This is a genomic window from Roseiconus lacunae, from assembly GCF_008312935.1.
GTDB lineage: Bacteria > Planctomycetota > Planctomycetia > Pirellulales > Pirellulaceae > Stieleria > Stieleria lacunae.
The window spans coordinates 321,700-337,256 of record NZ_VSZO01000002.1; the positions used below are offsets into that span (position 1 = coordinate 321,700).

General features: G+C 56.1%; 13 protein-coding genes. 7 read left to right on the plus strand and 6 right to left on the minus strand.

Translation table 11 applies throughout. From position 1 onward, the window contains the following. Positions 1–134: 134 nt before the first annotated feature. Positions 135–1,175, minus strand: a complete 1,041-nt coding sequence (locus FYC48_RS07510) for a hypothetical protein (protein ID WP_149496073.1) — start codon at positions 1,173–1,175, stop codon at positions 135–137. Positions 1,176–1,205: 30 nt separating this feature from the next. Between FYC48_RS07510 and FYC48_RS28615 the strand changes: the two genes are divergently transcribed. From FYC48_RS28615 to FYC48_RS07525, 4 genes are all read left to right on the plus strand, one after another. Further along, positions 1,206–1,328, plus strand: coding sequence for a hypothetical protein (locus FYC48_RS28615; protein ID WP_261345061.1), 123 nt, complete (start codon positions 1,206–1,208; stop codon positions 1,326–1,328). 287 nt (positions 1,329–1,615) lie between these two features. Then, complete coding sequence (locus tag FYC48_RS07515) at positions 1,616–2,980, plus strand: lipopolysaccharide biosynthesis protein (protein ID WP_149496074.1); 1,365 nt, start codon at positions 1,616–1,618, stop codon at positions 2,978–2,980. A gap of 1 nt (position 2,981) precedes the next feature. Further along, the gene (locus FYC48_RS07520) at positions 2,982–5,150 is read left to right on the plus strand and encodes an acyltransferase family protein (RefSeq protein WP_160149382.1); all 2,169 of its coding nucleotides are present in this window, start codon (positions 2,982–2,984) and stop codon (positions 5,148–5,150) included. A 138-nt stretch (positions 5,151–5,288) separates the two neighbouring features. After that, complete coding sequence (locus FYC48_RS07525) at positions 5,289–6,908, plus strand: hypothetical protein (RefSeq protein WP_149496076.1); 1,620 nt, start codon at positions 5,289–5,291, stop codon at positions 6,906–6,908. A gap of 185 nt (positions 6,909–7,093) precedes the next feature. On the opposite strand, the gene FYC48_RS07530 is transcribed toward FYC48_RS07525, so the two are convergent. After that, positions 7,094–8,344: a PHP domain-containing protein gene (locus FYC48_RS07530; RefSeq protein WP_149496077.1), complete on the minus strand. Its 1,251-nt coding sequence runs from the start codon at positions 8,342–8,344 to the stop codon at positions 7,094–7,096. Between the two features lie 432 nt (positions 8,345–8,776). Here FYC48_RS07530 and FYC48_RS07535 point away from each other — a divergent pair, with 432 nt between their 5' ends. Next, on the plus strand, positions 8,777–9,688 hold the full coding sequence (locus FYC48_RS07535) for a thiamine-phosphate kinase (RefSeq protein WP_149496078.1): 912 nt from the start codon (positions 8,777–8,779) through the stop codon (positions 9,686–9,688). 14 nt (positions 9,689–9,702) lie between these two features. Next, positions 9,703–10,878 carry a pseudouridine synthase gene (locus tag FYC48_RS07540; RefSeq protein WP_149496079.1) on the plus strand — a complete coding sequence of 392 codons (1,176 nt, stop codon included), beginning with the start codon at positions 9,703–9,705 and terminating at the stop codon, positions 10,876–10,878. A 205-nt stretch (positions 10,879–11,083) separates the two neighbouring features. Here FYC48_RS07540 and FYC48_RS07545 read toward each other — a convergent pair whose 3' ends face one another. The 3 genes from FYC48_RS07545 to FYC48_RS07555 are packed head-to-tail and all read right to left on the minus strand — an operon-like array spanning position 11,084 to position 13,342. Then, a complete protein-coding gene (locus tag FYC48_RS07545) occupies positions 11,084–12,115 on the minus strand; it encodes a beta-ribofuranosylaminobenzene 5'-phosphate synthase (RefSeq protein WP_149496080.1) in 1,032 nt (343 codons plus the stop codon). Then, positions 12,064–12,771 carry a DUF447 domain-containing protein gene (locus FYC48_RS07550; protein WP_149496081.1) on the minus strand — a complete coding sequence of 236 codons (708 nt, stop codon included), beginning with the start codon at positions 12,769–12,771 and terminating at the stop codon, positions 12,064–12,066. The genes FYC48_RS07545 and FYC48_RS07550 overlap by 52 nt, the downstream gene beginning before the upstream one ends. After that, positions 12,761–13,342: an anthranilate synthase component II gene (locus FYC48_RS07555; RefSeq protein ID WP_149496082.1), complete on the minus strand. Its 582-nt coding sequence runs from the start codon at positions 13,340–13,342 to the stop codon at positions 12,761–12,763. The genes FYC48_RS07550 and FYC48_RS07555 overlap by 11 nt, the downstream gene beginning before the upstream one ends. Before the next feature lie 93 nt (positions 13,343–13,435). Between FYC48_RS07555 and fba the strand changes: the two genes are divergently transcribed. Then, complete coding sequence (gene fba / locus FYC48_RS07560) at positions 13,436–14,446, plus strand: class II fructose-bisphosphate aldolase (protein WP_149496083.1); 1,011 nt, start codon at positions 13,436–13,438, stop codon at positions 14,444–14,446. A 163-nt stretch (positions 14,447–14,609) separates the two neighbouring features. On the opposite strand, the gene trhO is transcribed toward fba, so the two are convergent. Continuing rightward, entirely contained in the window at positions 14,610–15,530 is a 921-nt protein-coding gene (gene trhO, locus FYC48_RS07565; RefSeq protein ID WP_149496084.1) for an oxygen-dependent tRNA uridine(34) hydroxylase TrhO, read from the minus strand. Between the last annotated feature and the right edge of the window lie 27 nt (positions 15,531–15,557).

The following is a 15,557-nucleotide window of genomic DNA, read 5'->3' on the forward strand; positions in this document are numbered from 1 at the left end:
AATCTCGCTTCGACCAGCCGCGAAACGCCGGACGATCAAGAATTCCTCTGACGTCGTACCGATCTGAAATTCGTCAATCGAAACACTCTTTCCGCCGGCCGACCTGGTGGTAGCGATTTGTTTTCCGAGGCGGTTTAAACATGCGACACCGAAGCGCGTTTCTTGTACTTGTGCTGGTTCAATGACGTCATCTCGTACCGATTACGGAACTCGACCGTGTTTAGATTCTCAGTATCGCACCAACATTCGTTCCCCGGGCAGGGCGCTGGCTCGCTAAGCAACTTGAATCCTTTCAGCAGGTTGCCTTGCGGCACTTTATAGGTACCACACCTCCAGACATCGCCATTGATGTCGACGTAGACGTAGTCCACGCCGGCATAGCAGGAACCGGGCTGCTTCAGATCCACCATGTGTTCGTAATCGTGTTCGGAATAGAAGACGTTTGCCAATCGTTTACGATCGTCCTGCGAGTACGATTCGGGATACTTTTGTCCTTCGTACCAACCATGAAATGCTTGAACAAAGACCTCTAAGCCGCAGTCTTCCAATCGACGTTTGTGGTCGGCCAAGGCCGGCATAAGCGGTGGCCATGCGACCAAAACAATCGCCAAATCAACAACTTGGTTGACTTCGATGGCTGTTTCAACCCAGCGATCGATGTCTTTAATCTCAGTCGGGTGAAAGCTACAAACAAGTGCCAGACGAGAAAGATCGAATCCCTGAAAAATCCTCTCGTATTGTTTAAAGCTAAACGACAAATTCGAGATCAAATTGACCGCTCGGGTGTTGTCATGATTCGACAACCTGCGTGCTCCTTCGACGACCGTTTTGTTGATGAACGTTTCTCCGCCCACACCGATCCGAACGTCCATCGAGTAGGGCAACGTCGCGAACTGATCGATCACCCGCAGATACTTTGCTTCGTCCCAACCGATCGTTTCCGTCTCCTGCTTCAACACAGGTAGTCGACTTGCTACCGAAGCGACTTTGCGGATCACTCGCGATGGTTCCATCGCTGCGGAGCGTAATCGAGAAAGCACCGGCAATGCTTCAGGCGTTGCCGCGTTGTCCCCGATCGGCTGGTCAGTCACGCAATACTCGCAGTGGTAGTTGCAAGTATTCCAGCCGGTCCCGAAACGAACTTTTAATCGTGGCAGATCAGCAGTGGATGACAAAACCAATTCTCGAACAGAGGAGTGTGATCAGTGTTTTTTCAATTCGTAACGTCGGGGGGCGATTCGCCGATCGGCGTCGGACTCGACGCCTCAAATCATTGTATCACGCAAGCGTACGACGTCGAACAATTGTTTGGTCTGACCGACAAGTAGTTCGGGGACTGAACATCAAAATCGTTCAGGCGACCACTGCGAAGGTGTGACGTCTGCCATCGTCGGATCAATTCTGCCCTTCATAACGGGCCAAGTCGGTTCAAATGTTGGAACTTCCCGCAAAGTCAGCGTGATTGATGTTCCGGGGCCTTGAAGATCCCCTGAAAAGCGATTTCGATGGCACGAATCGCGAACCGTTTGGGAAGCTGTTTCGTGAATCCGTCGATCAATCCGAGCGACGATGCCGCCTTCTTTGCCTGCCAAGTAAGCCGATCGGACTCCGCATCATGAACGCGACTCGCCGCTTACTGCAACGATTCGGTGTGAACCGCGCCGTCTCGTATGCGATGGCGGCAAGGATTTGGCAAATCCCCTCTGGGGTGCTGACCACCCTGTTAATCGCGGTCGGCCTAGAACCAGACCAACAGGGGGTCTACTTTTTAATCCTGACCGTAACTGGGATGCAAGCTCTTGCCGATGCGGGCTTGATCAACACGATCCTTCATGCGGTCAGTCATGAAATCGCGCACGCCAGATTCGACCGCCGGCATTTCCTTCACGCCCCGAAGCGAGCCCGGCAACGCCTTTCGGGAATCTTGCGATTCGCGATCGCTTGGTTCGCCGTTGCCGCCCTGCTGTTGTGTATCGGAGGTTCAACATTCGGTTACGTGATGCTGTCACGACAAGGCCTCTTGGGGACCGCGTTTGCCCCACTCTTGGTCGCGATCGTACTGGGCAGTCTGACGTTGGCGCTGGCCCCATTGGTCGGCATCCTCGAAGGAGGAAGTCAAATCCAAGTGGTCAACCGCTACCGTCTTGGTCAAGTCGTCACCGGTAGTGTCGTCGTCTGGGCGTGTTTGCTACTCGGGGCTGGCCTATGGACCGCGGCGGCCGCCGTCGCAGTTCAGTTGGTTTGGGAAGTCGTGCTGATCGCCGGGAAGTACCGAGGCTTTTTCCTACAACTGACCCGCACTCCCTCCAGCGAGTTTCGCTGGAGGGATGAGATCTGGCCGTTGCAATGGCGGATCGGTGTCCAATCGATCGCGCGTTACCTCGCGTTTTTTCCTATTTATCCGGCGCTGTTCGATACGCAAGGCCCGGCCGTGGCCGGTCGCTATGGCATGACATGGCAAATTTTCAGCAATTTGCTGATGGTGTCGTATGTATTTGTGCGCAGCAAAGCCCCTGATTTCGGTCGCTTGATTGCCGAAGGCCGGCGACAAACTAGCGTCACGCTGTTTCGCCAGGTCACTCATGGTTCAACTGTTGTGTTGATCGGATTAGTCGGTGCTTTTTGCATCGCAATCGCGGTGTTAAATTCGCTGCCTTTTGATCTGACGAAACAATTCGCGTCGAGGTTCCTGACGATCGGCCAGTGTACTGCGTTTGCATTCGCGGTGATTCCGATTCATCTGACCCAATGCTTTTCGATGTACATTCGATCGCAGCGATTCGATCCGATCTGGCGAGTGAACTTGCCGACGTGCCTGACGCTTGCCGTGCTCGGCTACCTTGCCGCGGGAAGCGGCCGAATCACGACGATCGCGATTGCCATCTTGGTCGTCTATAGTTTTGCCACGATCGCGTTAGCGGCAATGAGCCGATGGTACGACCGTCACTTTCGCCAACTCGATCAGCGGGAGAACTGTTGACGTGACCGCCGATCCATCGTCTCGTCCCGGACGAAACGCATCGCGACGCCAGTCATCGCCTTACCGTCCCGAGATCGACGGATTGCGCGCGGTCGCCGTACTATCGGTCGTGCTTTTTCACGCCGACTTAGGGCTGCCCGGTGGATTCGTCGGAGTCGACGTGTTCTTTGTCATCTCTGGATTCTTGGTTACCGGAATCATTCGCCGCCAACTGGAACAACAACAGTTCTCCCTTCGGAATTTTTATCTTCGGCGGTTACGACGTATTTTTCCGGCGGCCGCTTTCGTGACCGCGTTCGTTCTGGCATTCGGATACCGCTCGCTATTACCGGACGATCTCACTCAGGTATCGAAGGCATCGCTCGCGCAAAGTTTTTTCGCCTCGAACGTTTTTTTCTGGACCGAGTCGGGGTACTTCACCCGTGACGTGCTGACCAAACCGTTCTTGCATTTCTGGTCGCTTGCTATCGAGGAACAGTTCTACGTGCTGTTCCCGCCATTGCTCACTTTGATTTACAAGCGTTCGCCGCAGCGACTTCGATCGACGATCGGCGGATTCGCAATCGTTTCGTTCTTGCTTGCCTGGTATGGCACCTACCGACACACCAGTGCGACGTTCTACCTATTGCCGACGCGAGCATGGGAATTGTTGGCCGGCAGTTGGTTAGCGCTCAGTCATCACGATGATGATTCGCAGAGACCGAACCGACTACGCGCGGAGTTTCTTTCGATCGTTGGGCTGAGCATGATTGTTGGAGTCATGCTGGGAATCGACCAGTCATCCGCCTTTCCTGGATGGATCGCGCTCCTACCGGTGATCGGTACGATGTTGGTGATTCATGCGAACACGCGACCCACCAAACTGGTCGGCGGCTTACTCACAAACCGATGCTTCGTCTTTATCGGGCTGATCTCTTACTCGCTCTATCTGTGGCACTGGCCACTATTAGCGATGGCGCGGTACTTTGTCATCGAACCTTCGACGCTGTTGTTGTCGACCGTCGCGTTCTCGGCAATTCCGATCGCGGCTGCTTCATGGCGCTGGATTGAACAACCCATTCGTAATCGGAGTTGGCTTTCCAATGACCGTCGTTTGGTGGCAGCGAGTGTCTGTGCGTGGAGCGTCTTGGTGCTGACTTCGATCGGATTGATCGGCAGTGGTGGCATACCAAGTCGATTCGAGGATGAAACTCAGGCGTTGATCACCGATGCGACGTGGACAGGCAACTGGGCATCACGCGACACAGAAGACATTCGTGCCGGAAGAGTCCCCAGATTGGGCGCGTCGGCGCAATCTATATCGGGCGATAAAAGCCCCCCGGGCCCCGACTTCATGCTTTGGGGAGATAGCCATGCGATGACATGGGTCGAACTGCTAGACCAAGTCGGCGACCGACTGGGACGCAGTGGAATCGCTTGCCTTCATGGTGGGACGCCTCCGATTACCGGGCTGACTCGAACGGGTATGCCGGGTTGCCGAGAGTTCAACGCCGCGACCCTCGAATTAGCTTTGGAAAAACAGGTTCGCGACATCATCTTGGTCAGTCGTTGGTCGGTCTACGTCAATGGTTATAGTGACCAAGATCCGAAAGCCGATGGACGCAGCGATGCAGATCTCTACCTATCCGATCAGCAAACCGCAGAAGCCAACCCCGACGAATCCTTGGCAGCGATGATTCGACAAATCCGACGCATGGCCCAGCTAATCGCGACGCATCCAACGGCCCCTCGTCCACGTCTTTGGCTGGTGCGTCAGGTCCCCCCACAGCCAACGCGGATTGCCGAGGCTGCGATTCGAAATCACCTGCTGGGCTGGAATGCAAACCGAATCGCCGCAACGACCCGAGGCGAATACGGGCGTCAGCAGGCCAAAATAGAGGAATTTTACATCGCCGCAGATGATGCACTGAAGTTCACCAGCGGTGGGGTTGTCGATTTCAGTGACCAATTTTTCGACAACTCAGACGTCGCGATCCTCCGAGCCCACAACCGCTTTTTGTTCCGTGATGACGACCATCTTTCGCGAAGTGGCGCCGCTTACCTGCGGCCCGCCGTCACGTCCTGGCTTCGAAGCTTGGAATCGGTTGATACCTCGGGAAAAAACGAGTTCAGCCGCTACGGTGGCAAAATCGAATCCGGCGCTGCTAAACTTGTTCGGCATAACCGCTAAACGTCGCCACCGCTAGTGACACGCGACCGGACTGCGACAGAGACGGACCTTCGTTTTGTCGCGTTTCCTGGCTAAAATACCGCCGCCGGAGTCAATCTTTTGGCCGGTTCCTCGGTAACCATTTAAAATTTCACACCGATGCGAAATCTATTCTTTCTGCTCTACTTGCTTTCACTGCTAGTCGCGACGCCCACGGCGTCGGCGTACACCCCCGACGATCCCGTCGTGATTCAGATGGTCGATCGCGGTGTCCGCTTCATCGAACAATCCAAACCGACCAACGAAGGAGAACACGTCGTTTGTGCCTACGCGCACTACAAGGTTGAGCACGACGATCAAAACCCCTTCGTCGCCGAAGGCATCCGTTTGGCACAAAAATTTGCGGCCACAATCAAGAACGGACAGCAGTACAAGTCGAACTACGAGTGTGCCGTTTCGGTGCTGCTACTTTGTGAAGTCAGCCCGACTCGGTACCAGAACGAGTTGGCGACATTTAAACGCTTCTTCGATGAAGTTCAGTTGTCCAACGGTGGATACACCTATCCGAACGAAAAGAAAGGCGACGTCTCTCAGACTCAGTATGCAATTCTCGCTATTTGGACGCTTGATCGGCACGGCTTTAAACTCGACTACAACCGTTTGTACAAGGCAATGGAATGGTTGCTACTCGTTCAAGACCGGAACGGACCATGGCCTTACCATGGTGAAGTCCCAAGGAATCCCGGACTCACGGCGCAGAAAGAAACATCGATGTCGATGGCGCTTGCCGGTGCGGCCAGCTTGCTGATCGGTGGCGACGCCTTTCGCATGTGGGGCGACACCGCTCCGGAAGAAGAAGACACCGGATTTGTGGGACTGCCCAAAGCGGTCAAAGTCTTCAAAGAAGACGCCAACCAGGCGCGCCGGAAGAAAGTCAAAAAACCGCCAGAGGCTCCGATCAAAAATGCGATTGGGCGAATGGAAGTCTGGCGAAAAGCCAACCCGGAAAGTTTCAGCGGAAACCTTTATTGGTTTTTCTACACCGCTTACACCACCGAACGTTACGAGAGCTTCGTCGAGATCGCCTCGGGAAAACCGATTAGCAAAAGCCCCGCATGGTACAACTCGTTGGTGACGGAGCTAATGCAACTGCAATCGAAAGAGACCGGAGGGTGGGAGAACCGTGCCCACACCGCTCCGCACGTGAGCACGGCATTCGCAGTACTGTTTCTAATCCGCAGTACACAAAAGGCGTTGGGCACGGGGGCAAGCGCGAGCACTATCGGTGGCCAGGGATTTTCTTCTGATGTTAGTAAAGCGCAGCTGGTCAACGGGAAAGCGGTCACGAAGTCACCGGCTCAGACCGTCTCAGGAATGCTGCAGTTGCTTGAAGGCGACGGCGCCGATGAACTCGACGGACAAGCCCTCGCAGATTCAGCGTCGCTTGCGACGGATCCGGTCGAGCGGTCTGCCCAACTCGATCGCTTGGAACGGTTGGTACGCGGGAGCCAGTCCTGGCAAGCCCGTCGTGTCTCGGCAAAACTGCTCGGAATGAGCGACGAACTGCGTGTTGTCCCGGCATTGATCTATGCCCTCAGCGATGGCGACAAGATTGTCCGCCTTTACGCTCGCGATGGCTTGCGTTTTATCAGCCGAAAGTTTGAAGGGTTTGATCTACCGGACGATCCATCAAACTCCGAACTACGGCAAGCCGAACGCAAATGGCGGGAGTGGTTCTTGAAAATGAAACCGGACTACGTGTTCATCGACGACGTCTAGTGCTCCGTCTAGACCAAACGTTCGGGTTCGGCTCATCAGCCGACGGGCGTTAGCACCGGTTGTTGCACCGAAACCGTGGCTAACGCCATACGGCTAATGCTAAAGACTGGGCGAGAGACGAGCGCTACAGCCGCTGGCAACGCGGAGAGTAGGGTGCAACCACGCTCGCTAGTGTCGGGCAGCAGCTACTTCGTTGGCCAACCGACTGGCTGCGTCCACGCTTGCTTCTTCTGATCCTTAAACGAAGGGTCGTGATGGGCGGCGTTACTGGTCACCAGGGCTCGGATGTAGCACTCGTTGTCCTTCATTTGATACGTCGCCTTGTCGCCGTCGTGCGAATGGACGACAAGCCCGATTTTGTGTGGATCGGTGCCCGGTTTCAACGAAGTGATGAAATCGATGCGATACGATTCACCTTCGACGGCGTCGACGGTGACCGTCAACGTTCGCGTTCGGGGATCGAAGTCATGCTGGGTGAGCGAGACGCCACTGGACGCGTAGAACTCGCCCTGTCGCATTGCTGCGATCAAGTACTCCGGCGTCAAGAAACGGCTGCGCACCATCACCCAGCCGCGTCCCGGGCGAGAACCGGCGCGACCGTGATACTCATGGGAGTCATCGGTGGCGATCCCCATCATCGGCTCGACACCGGCGGCAAACCGAATCGCATTAATTTGATCCCACATCAGTTCGATGCTGGCGTGGTGTTCGTCACCAAGTTGGTTCACGCCGGGGTGTCCGTTATAGACTTCGAAGAATTTTTCGGCGACGACGGCCGCGAGGTCTTCGGCGGTCATCGCATAGCCAAAGTTTGGATGATTGATGTGCGGAAGTACCGGGCGGCCGTGCGATTTTTCGTGCTCTAGGATCATACGCAGATTGTTCTGCATCGCTTCACGGACCGTGTCGCCGCCGGCTGGCATCAGTGCTTCAGCTACATTGGTGGCGTTGATATGCACCGGTTTTCCTTCGCTACGATCGCTGATTTCTTCGGCCTGAATCATCAGAAATTCGCCTCTGGTTTCGAGCAAGGCCCGGAATTCGTTGAGCGGCTTCAGGCGGATTTCCTCGTCGCCGTTTTTCGGTGACTTCCGCTGCTCCACCCAATGCTCACCGAAACGTTGCCGGTACCGGTCAACGATCCCCGAGTCACTACGATCGACAATCTTCTTCAGACTCATCCAACGTTGGCCGGCGCTGATCACGTTGTGATCGGTGAGGGCAAGGAAGTTGTAGCCGCGCTGGCGATACCAATCGGCGATCATTTCTGGAAACTGGTCGCCGTCGCTCCACAGCGAATGAGTGTGCAAGTTGCCTTTCCAGTAGCGAACCTGATCCTGGAGAATCGGATCCTCGTTGACTGCGTCCTGAGCGGCTGAGGTGTGGCAAACCAGCAACATCAGCGTGAGTAAGCTGAAACGAAACCGTGACTTCATTGAATTAACTTGATCGGCGTAGTTCTGCGCCGCGGTCCGATCCGTGCTCAAACCGCGAACTTGCCGCACAGTATATCTAGCGGATATCGAGCGGCAGGATATCCAGCGGCGAGTCCCCGCTCGACATTTCTCGTGGCGGGTCCCCGCTCGATTGCGAGCGATGGTGAATTTCGCACCAGAAGAGCCGATTGCGGCTTTTCCGACGCAGAATCCGTCGTTCGCCAAGATGTTTGTCGATGCTGGGGCGATTGCGTCTAGACAAACCGGGACTTTCGCGCGATCTTCATGTCAGCGGCGGTGCGATCGGACGCTGGAAATAAAGACACCGATCCATTAGACAATCACGCCGTACACCGCTTCCGAATCGGCATCCCCCACCGGTTCGATCGCGACACCTTCACGCCCCAACGTTTCTCCCGAGTCCTCCCCTCCATGGAACAGTCTTTCCTTGCCTACCTGCGCGGCCGGACACGCGACCTGCGACAAGTCGACGTCGGCATCGGGGATGACGCTGCGGTCATCCGATCGCCCCGATCTCCGATGGTGGTTTGCGCCGATCAAATTATCGACGGAGTAGACTTCGATAGGCAGTCACAGAATTTGGCGGACGTCGGCTACAAGGCGATGGCGATTAACCTAAGTGACATTGCGGCGATGGGCGCGGTGCCGGATAGCGCCATCGTGACCCTGACGCTTCCTCAAGACGACGCCACAATCATCGCAGGCGATTGCTACGAGGGGATCATCGAAGCGGCCAAACGTTTTGACGTCGCGATCGCGGGCGGAGACATCTCGACCTATGACGGCCCATTGGCAATCAACGTGGCACTGTTAGGGCACATCACCGAGGGGGGCCGACCGTGGCTTCGTAGTGAAGCCCAGGAAGGTGACGTCGTGCTCGCGACCGGCCAATTCGGCGGTTCTTTGCGAGGCAGACACTTGCGTCCCGAACCAAGAATTGAATTCGCAACCGCCGTCCGCCAACTCGCCGATGTCCACGCGGCGATCGACGTGAGCGATGGTTTCTCACTGGACCTCGATCGGCTCTGTGCCTCCAGCGGCTACGGGGTTGAGCTTGACGTCGATGCGATTCCGATCCATCCCGATGCCGTCGCAATGTCAGCCAAGTCTGGGAAGTCAGCGTTTCACCATGCGTGGAGTGACGGCGAAGACTTTGAACTACTGCTCAGTGTCAGCCCCGAAGACGCCGACCGCTTGCTGTCGGCAACACTGCCGGCCCCCATCACCGCGGTTGGCAAGATCATCGGGCGAACCGGATTGTGGAAGATGCAATCTGGCAAATACATCCGGATGGCCCCGCAAGGCTATCAACACACCGAATAAAGATTGATGCCGTTATGGCGAAACGAAAACGAAACCCAACCGCCGGGCAATCCGGCAAACGTGGCACCTCCCGCAGCACCAGTGCAAGCACCGGTCGAAAAACGAAAACGACCAGTAAGCGAACACGCACTGGCACGACCAATACGATCCCAAAGTCCAAGCAAACCGCCGGTGACAACGATCGCCCCGACTCAAAGCCTCGCCCCAAGAAGCAATCGCGTCCGAAGGTGACGACGACGCGGGATAAACCACAGCGATTACAACGATTGTTGGCGGCGGCGGGCTACGGTAGCCGACGTCAATGCGAAGCGTTGATCGAAGAAGGCCGTGTCGAAGTCGATGGCGAAACCGTGGTCGAACTTGGGACCAACGTCGATCCCAAACAAAATCGAGTCCGGGTCGACGGCGTCGAACTGCGCCAACAAAAGCTCGTCTACTACGCCGTCAACAAACCCACCGGCTTCCTAAGCACCAACGCCGACCCGCGCGGACGACAACGGGTCATTGACCTCGTCCCAAAAAGTGAGCGGGTGTTCCCGGTCGGACGCCTCGATCAAAGCAGCCAAGGCTTGATGCTGTTGACCAACGACGGCGATTTGGCACAACAACTGGCGCACCCGAAGTACGGCGTTCGCAAAGTCTACCGCGTCACCGTCGCCGGGAAAATCGATCCCGAAACGATGAAGAATATGCGTAAAGGGATTTACATCTCGGATGGGTTTGTTCGCGTCGAAGGGGCACGGATCTTGAAAGCGCGCGGCCGCGCGACCGAACTCGAAATCACACTTCGTGAAGGCAAAAACCGCGAAATTCGTCGAATTCTGGCACGACTTGGTCACAAGGTTCAAGTGCTTCGGCGGATAGCGATCGGGCCGCTGCGGCTCGGCGATTTGCCGGTCGGTGCGTACCGCCCCTTGTCCCGCGAAGAAGTCGCGCGTCTGCAGCGAGCGATCGAACATAGCCGCCAAGAAGTCGATGAGTTCGAAGAACAACGCAATCAACGACGCTCAGCCGGCAAAGCCAGCGCGGGATCGCGTCGCAAGGCAACGAAGAAACGCAGCACCGGGCGCAAGTATGCCGAAAGTCGATCGGATGTGAAGGCGCGGCGCACGGGTCGAAAGCAAACAACCACCCGAGTGTCGTTCAAACCCAACAAGCCCGATGGCGGGTCCATCATCGGTGGCGATTGAGTCGCTTGAACCACACCGGTTGAATGTTGTCGGTCGCTGGTGACAAACTTGTTGCACCAATTCTCAAGCAAAAGCACGCCTTCATCGTTCACGCATCAGAGATGCCTGAACGGTGGGCAGCGATTCAACAACGTGAAGCGATTTTTCGCTCCGGTATACCAGCTCGAACACGCCTCCCAGCAAAAAAACGCTCGGCTTGTCGACCCTATTGCCCCGGTGTCGTCAACGTCCTTCCGCCGGCTTTTGCGGTTGTGACCAGCGTGACCCAATCACTGCCGGAAAGCGAACTCGCAAGCGAATCGGCGCGTGATCGATCCTCACACCAAGCGAACACGGTCGGCCCCCAACTGCTTTGGCCGACGCCAACAGCGCCAAGTTGCTTCAATCGATCGATGGCACCGTTGACGGCAGTTCCGTTATAGGGTCCGCCTTGGATGGAGGCAAACAACAACCCGCTCTCGCGGTTGTACCGTTCAATTGCCTCGCTAAACCCATGGAAATCTTGCCGGGCGGCGGCCGGCATCACTTCGTCTTCGACCAAGCGGATCAGCATCTCGGTCCGCTTGCGATCATGGCGAAGTTGATCAAACCGTCGCTGCTCGTCAGCCCCGGCAACGGCCGGCTTGGCCTTTCGAGGTCGCACCAAGAGGACTCGCCACTGCCGCGGCAAATCAATTCGCTTCGCGATCGGGTTCAACCGCGGGCTACAGTCATCGTTGGTTTCGTAGATCAGCCCGCCTGCCAGGTATCCATGCGCACCGACGGCGCTGCGGCGGGCGCGCCCGGCGATGTCGATGACCATCGTTTCTTCCGGAACGGTTTCGAAAGCGATCGCGCGACAGCAAGCCTCCGCGATCGCAAGCGAGTACTGTGTTCCGCTTCCAAAGCCGCTGTGTTTTGGCGGCTGGCATTTCAACTTCAACTTGATCGGCGGCAGTCGAATCTCATCGGCCTCGCCGCAACGAAAGTGTTTCGCGGCGCGACTCGCAATCGCTTTTGTCCGAGCAGCTAGACCAGCCGATTCAATGGACGAATCAATCGCAAACGACTTGTCCGAAACGGCCTCGACTTCCGTCGCCGGGCTATCGATCATGAGCCCCAAGCCGCCGAAGGGAGGCTTGCAGTCGAGCAACCCGAAATGCAAGCGTGCACCGGTCCTGATTGTGATTGAGTCAGGAAGCGTGGTCATCTTAGCGAGTCCCCCGTCCTCGCCGACAACTTGCGTTCGACATAGCATTCGATCATTTCAAACGCAACACGCTCGTCGTCACTGGCGGTCTTCTCGACCGGCGAGCGCAAGCCGTCCAACTGAACTCGGATCACGTCATCGTCGATCAAACCGACCCGTGTCGCAAGGATCGCTGCCTCGATCACCGCATGCTTGGCGCGATTAAAGCCGATGAAGGGCCCTTCGATCCCTTGGTCAATCACGCGACATCGCATTTCATTGCGTGGAGGCGTCGCTCGAATCTGATCGACGTGGATCGCAAACCAGCGATGACACTCGTTCAAAATCGCATGCGATTGGGCCGAAGTGATCCCCCGGTCTGGTGCCGGCTCGGCCGCGTGTGTTGCCTTGTTCACCGCAGAATAGGCGTCGTCAGGATCGGCATCAGCGATCTCTCGCAGGGTTACGCGTTGATCAGCGTCATCGATTGGGCCGATCGCGGCCTGGGCGATCAGCCGTGCGTCGTCGGTCAGATGAATCGTAGCGCGTCGGGTTTGCAACAAGTTTTTAATCGTCTGAGATCCATCGTACGGCCTGAGCAGGAACCCTGGATCATCGGCCCGCTCCCGACGCAAACGCTGTGGAAATTCAACCCACGGGCCCATCGGCGCAAGATTAACTCGACCATGAAGATCAACGGTGGTGACGATGGTTTCAAGGATCACGATGACGAATCAGGCTAGCAAAATTATGAATGATCTGTTGCCCGCAGGGGCTGAGGACCGATTCGGGATGAAACTGGACGCCGAACACCGGACGAACACGATGCCGCAAGCCCATGATGCAATTGTCATCCAAGCTTTTCGCGGTCACGATCAGATCGTCTGGCAAGCCATCTTCGGAAACGACCAACGAGTGATACCGTGCCACCTCGACTGGATTGGGACAACCGGCAAAGACTCCTTGATCATCATGTCGCAGCGGGCTGGCCAAACCATGTCGCGGTGCACTTTGAGTAATTTTGCCTCCCAGGGCGGCGCCGATCGCTTGGTGCCCTAAACAAACCCCCAGGATAGGAAGTTCGGCATCCGCTTTGGCCACCACGTCCATGCTGCACCCGGCCTCCTCGGGTCCCAATGGTCCGGGAGAGAGCACTATCGCACACGGTGCGAGGTCGAACACCTCTTCGGCAGTGATTTGATTACTTCGAATCACTCGCGTTTCGGCACCGGTAAGGCGAAAATAACGCGCCAAGTTATGCACGAATGAATCCTGGTTGTCCAACAGCAGAATCATGGTCGCCAGCCCTTGCGGCGCGTCGCCTCACTGGGATAATCGCCGGATGAATTACGAATTTCGAACTCCATTTTTAGCTTAAGGTACCCGATCATGGCATTGGTCCCTCTTCGCGTCGTCTTGGACCACGCTGCGGAAAACGATTACGGCGTCGCGGCGTTTAACGTCAACAATATGGAACAAATCCAGGCGATCATGGAAGCCGCCGAAGAAACGGATTCTCCAGTGATCATCCAAGCTTCGCGTGGAGCACGTGCCTACAGCCAAGACGCTTATCTGCGTCACTTGATGGTCGCCGCGACGGAACTGTACCCGAACATTCCGATCGTCATGCACCAAGATCACGGCAACAGCCCTGAAACTTGCCAATCGGCGATCGAGAACGGTTTCACCAGCGTGATGATGGATGGATCGCTGAAAGAAGACGGAAAAACCCCCGCCGATTACGACTACAACGTCGCCGTAACTAAGAAAGTTGTCGACTTGGCACACGCCCAAAACGTCAGTGTCGAAGGCGAACTCGGCTGCCTAGGGTCGCTCGAATCGGGCGGTGGCGAGCAAGAAGATGGCCACGGTGCGGTTGGCGAATTGTCGCACGACCAATTGCTGACCGACCCCGATGAAGCCGCTCGATTCGTCGAAGAAACCGGCGTCGACGCCCTCGCCGTTGCGATCGGAACCAGCCACGGTGCGTACAAGTTCACCAAGAAACCGACCGGCGAAGTTTTGGCGATGGACCGAATCGAAGCGATTCACGCCAAGATCCCGAACACCCACTTGGTGATGCACGGCAGCAGTAGTGTTCCCCAAGAACTTCAAGACATCATCAACCAATTCGGTGGTGAAATGAAGCAAACCTACGGCGTTCCCGTCGAAGAAATCCAGCGCGGAATCAAGAGCGGTGTCCGCAAGATCAACGTCGACACCGATTGCCGGATGGCGATCACCGGTGCGATCCGCAAGGTCCTGACCGAAGATCCTTCGGCATTCGACCCTCGTGCATACCTCAAGCCAGCTCGGACCGCAATGAAAGAAGTCTGCGTCGCCCGCATGACCGCGTTCGGCCAAGCAGGCAACGGTGCCAAGCTTCGCGCGACGCTGTAAGCGACGATCACCGAAACGGGACTTGTCTCGCTCGTCCTGACTGATCAACCAACAAAAAACGTGTGCCCAGAGAACTCGGCACACGTTTTTTTATTGCACAAAAATCGCCCTGCCGAAATCACTCTGCCGAAAACCGCCGGCACAATGATCAATCGAAAGCGTCCTAACGCTCGTACCCTTGGCGTTCCCACATCGATTGGCGTTCGGCGAATCGACGCTTACGCTCTTCAGAAATCTCGTTCACACAATTCGGACACTGCACGCCGGCTTGATAGTCCTCGTGCTGTTGCTCCTGTTCGCTGACCGGCCAACCACAGGCATAACACATCACGTGCTTACCTTCGGCGAGCCCATGGCCGACCGACACACGATTATCAAACACAAAACAGTCCCCGCGCCAAAGCGACTCCTCTTCCGGCACGGTTTCGAGGTACTTTAAGATACCGCCTTTGAGGTGATAGACCTCATCAAATCCCTTTTGTTTGAGCAGCGCGGTTGATTTCTCACACCGGATGCCTCCGGTACAAAACATAGCAATCTTCTTTTGCTTTGCCGGATCGAGATTCTCGTCGACGTATTCGGGGAACTCTCGAAACGATTCAGTGTTAGGGTTCTGCGCCCGCTCGAACGTTCCGATCGATATTTCGTAGTCGTTCCGAGTGTCGATAACAATAACGTCGGGATCACGAATCAAATCGTTCCAATCTTGTGGGTCGACATACGTGCCGACAGACCTATTGGGATCAATGCCCTCGACACCCATCGTGACGATCTCGCGTTTGAGTCGAACACGACGGCGCCGAAAGGGTTGCTTTTCACAATACGAAAGCTTGATATCGACTTCTTTGAATTCGTCGAACGAACGAACATGATCAAAAAACGCGTCAATCCCGGCCCGAGGCCCGGCGATCGTGCCATTGATCCCTTCGCTGGCCAAGAGCACCGACCCCTTCACGTCATGCTGATCGAGAACCGACTCGAACCCTTCACGAAAGGCTTCAAAGTTCGGGACCGCGACGAAGCGATAGAATGCGGCGACGGTGATTGGCAGAGTGTCGTTCGTTTCGGAAATCGGATTCGACATCGTTCTCGCGAATACAGGTGATTGGCA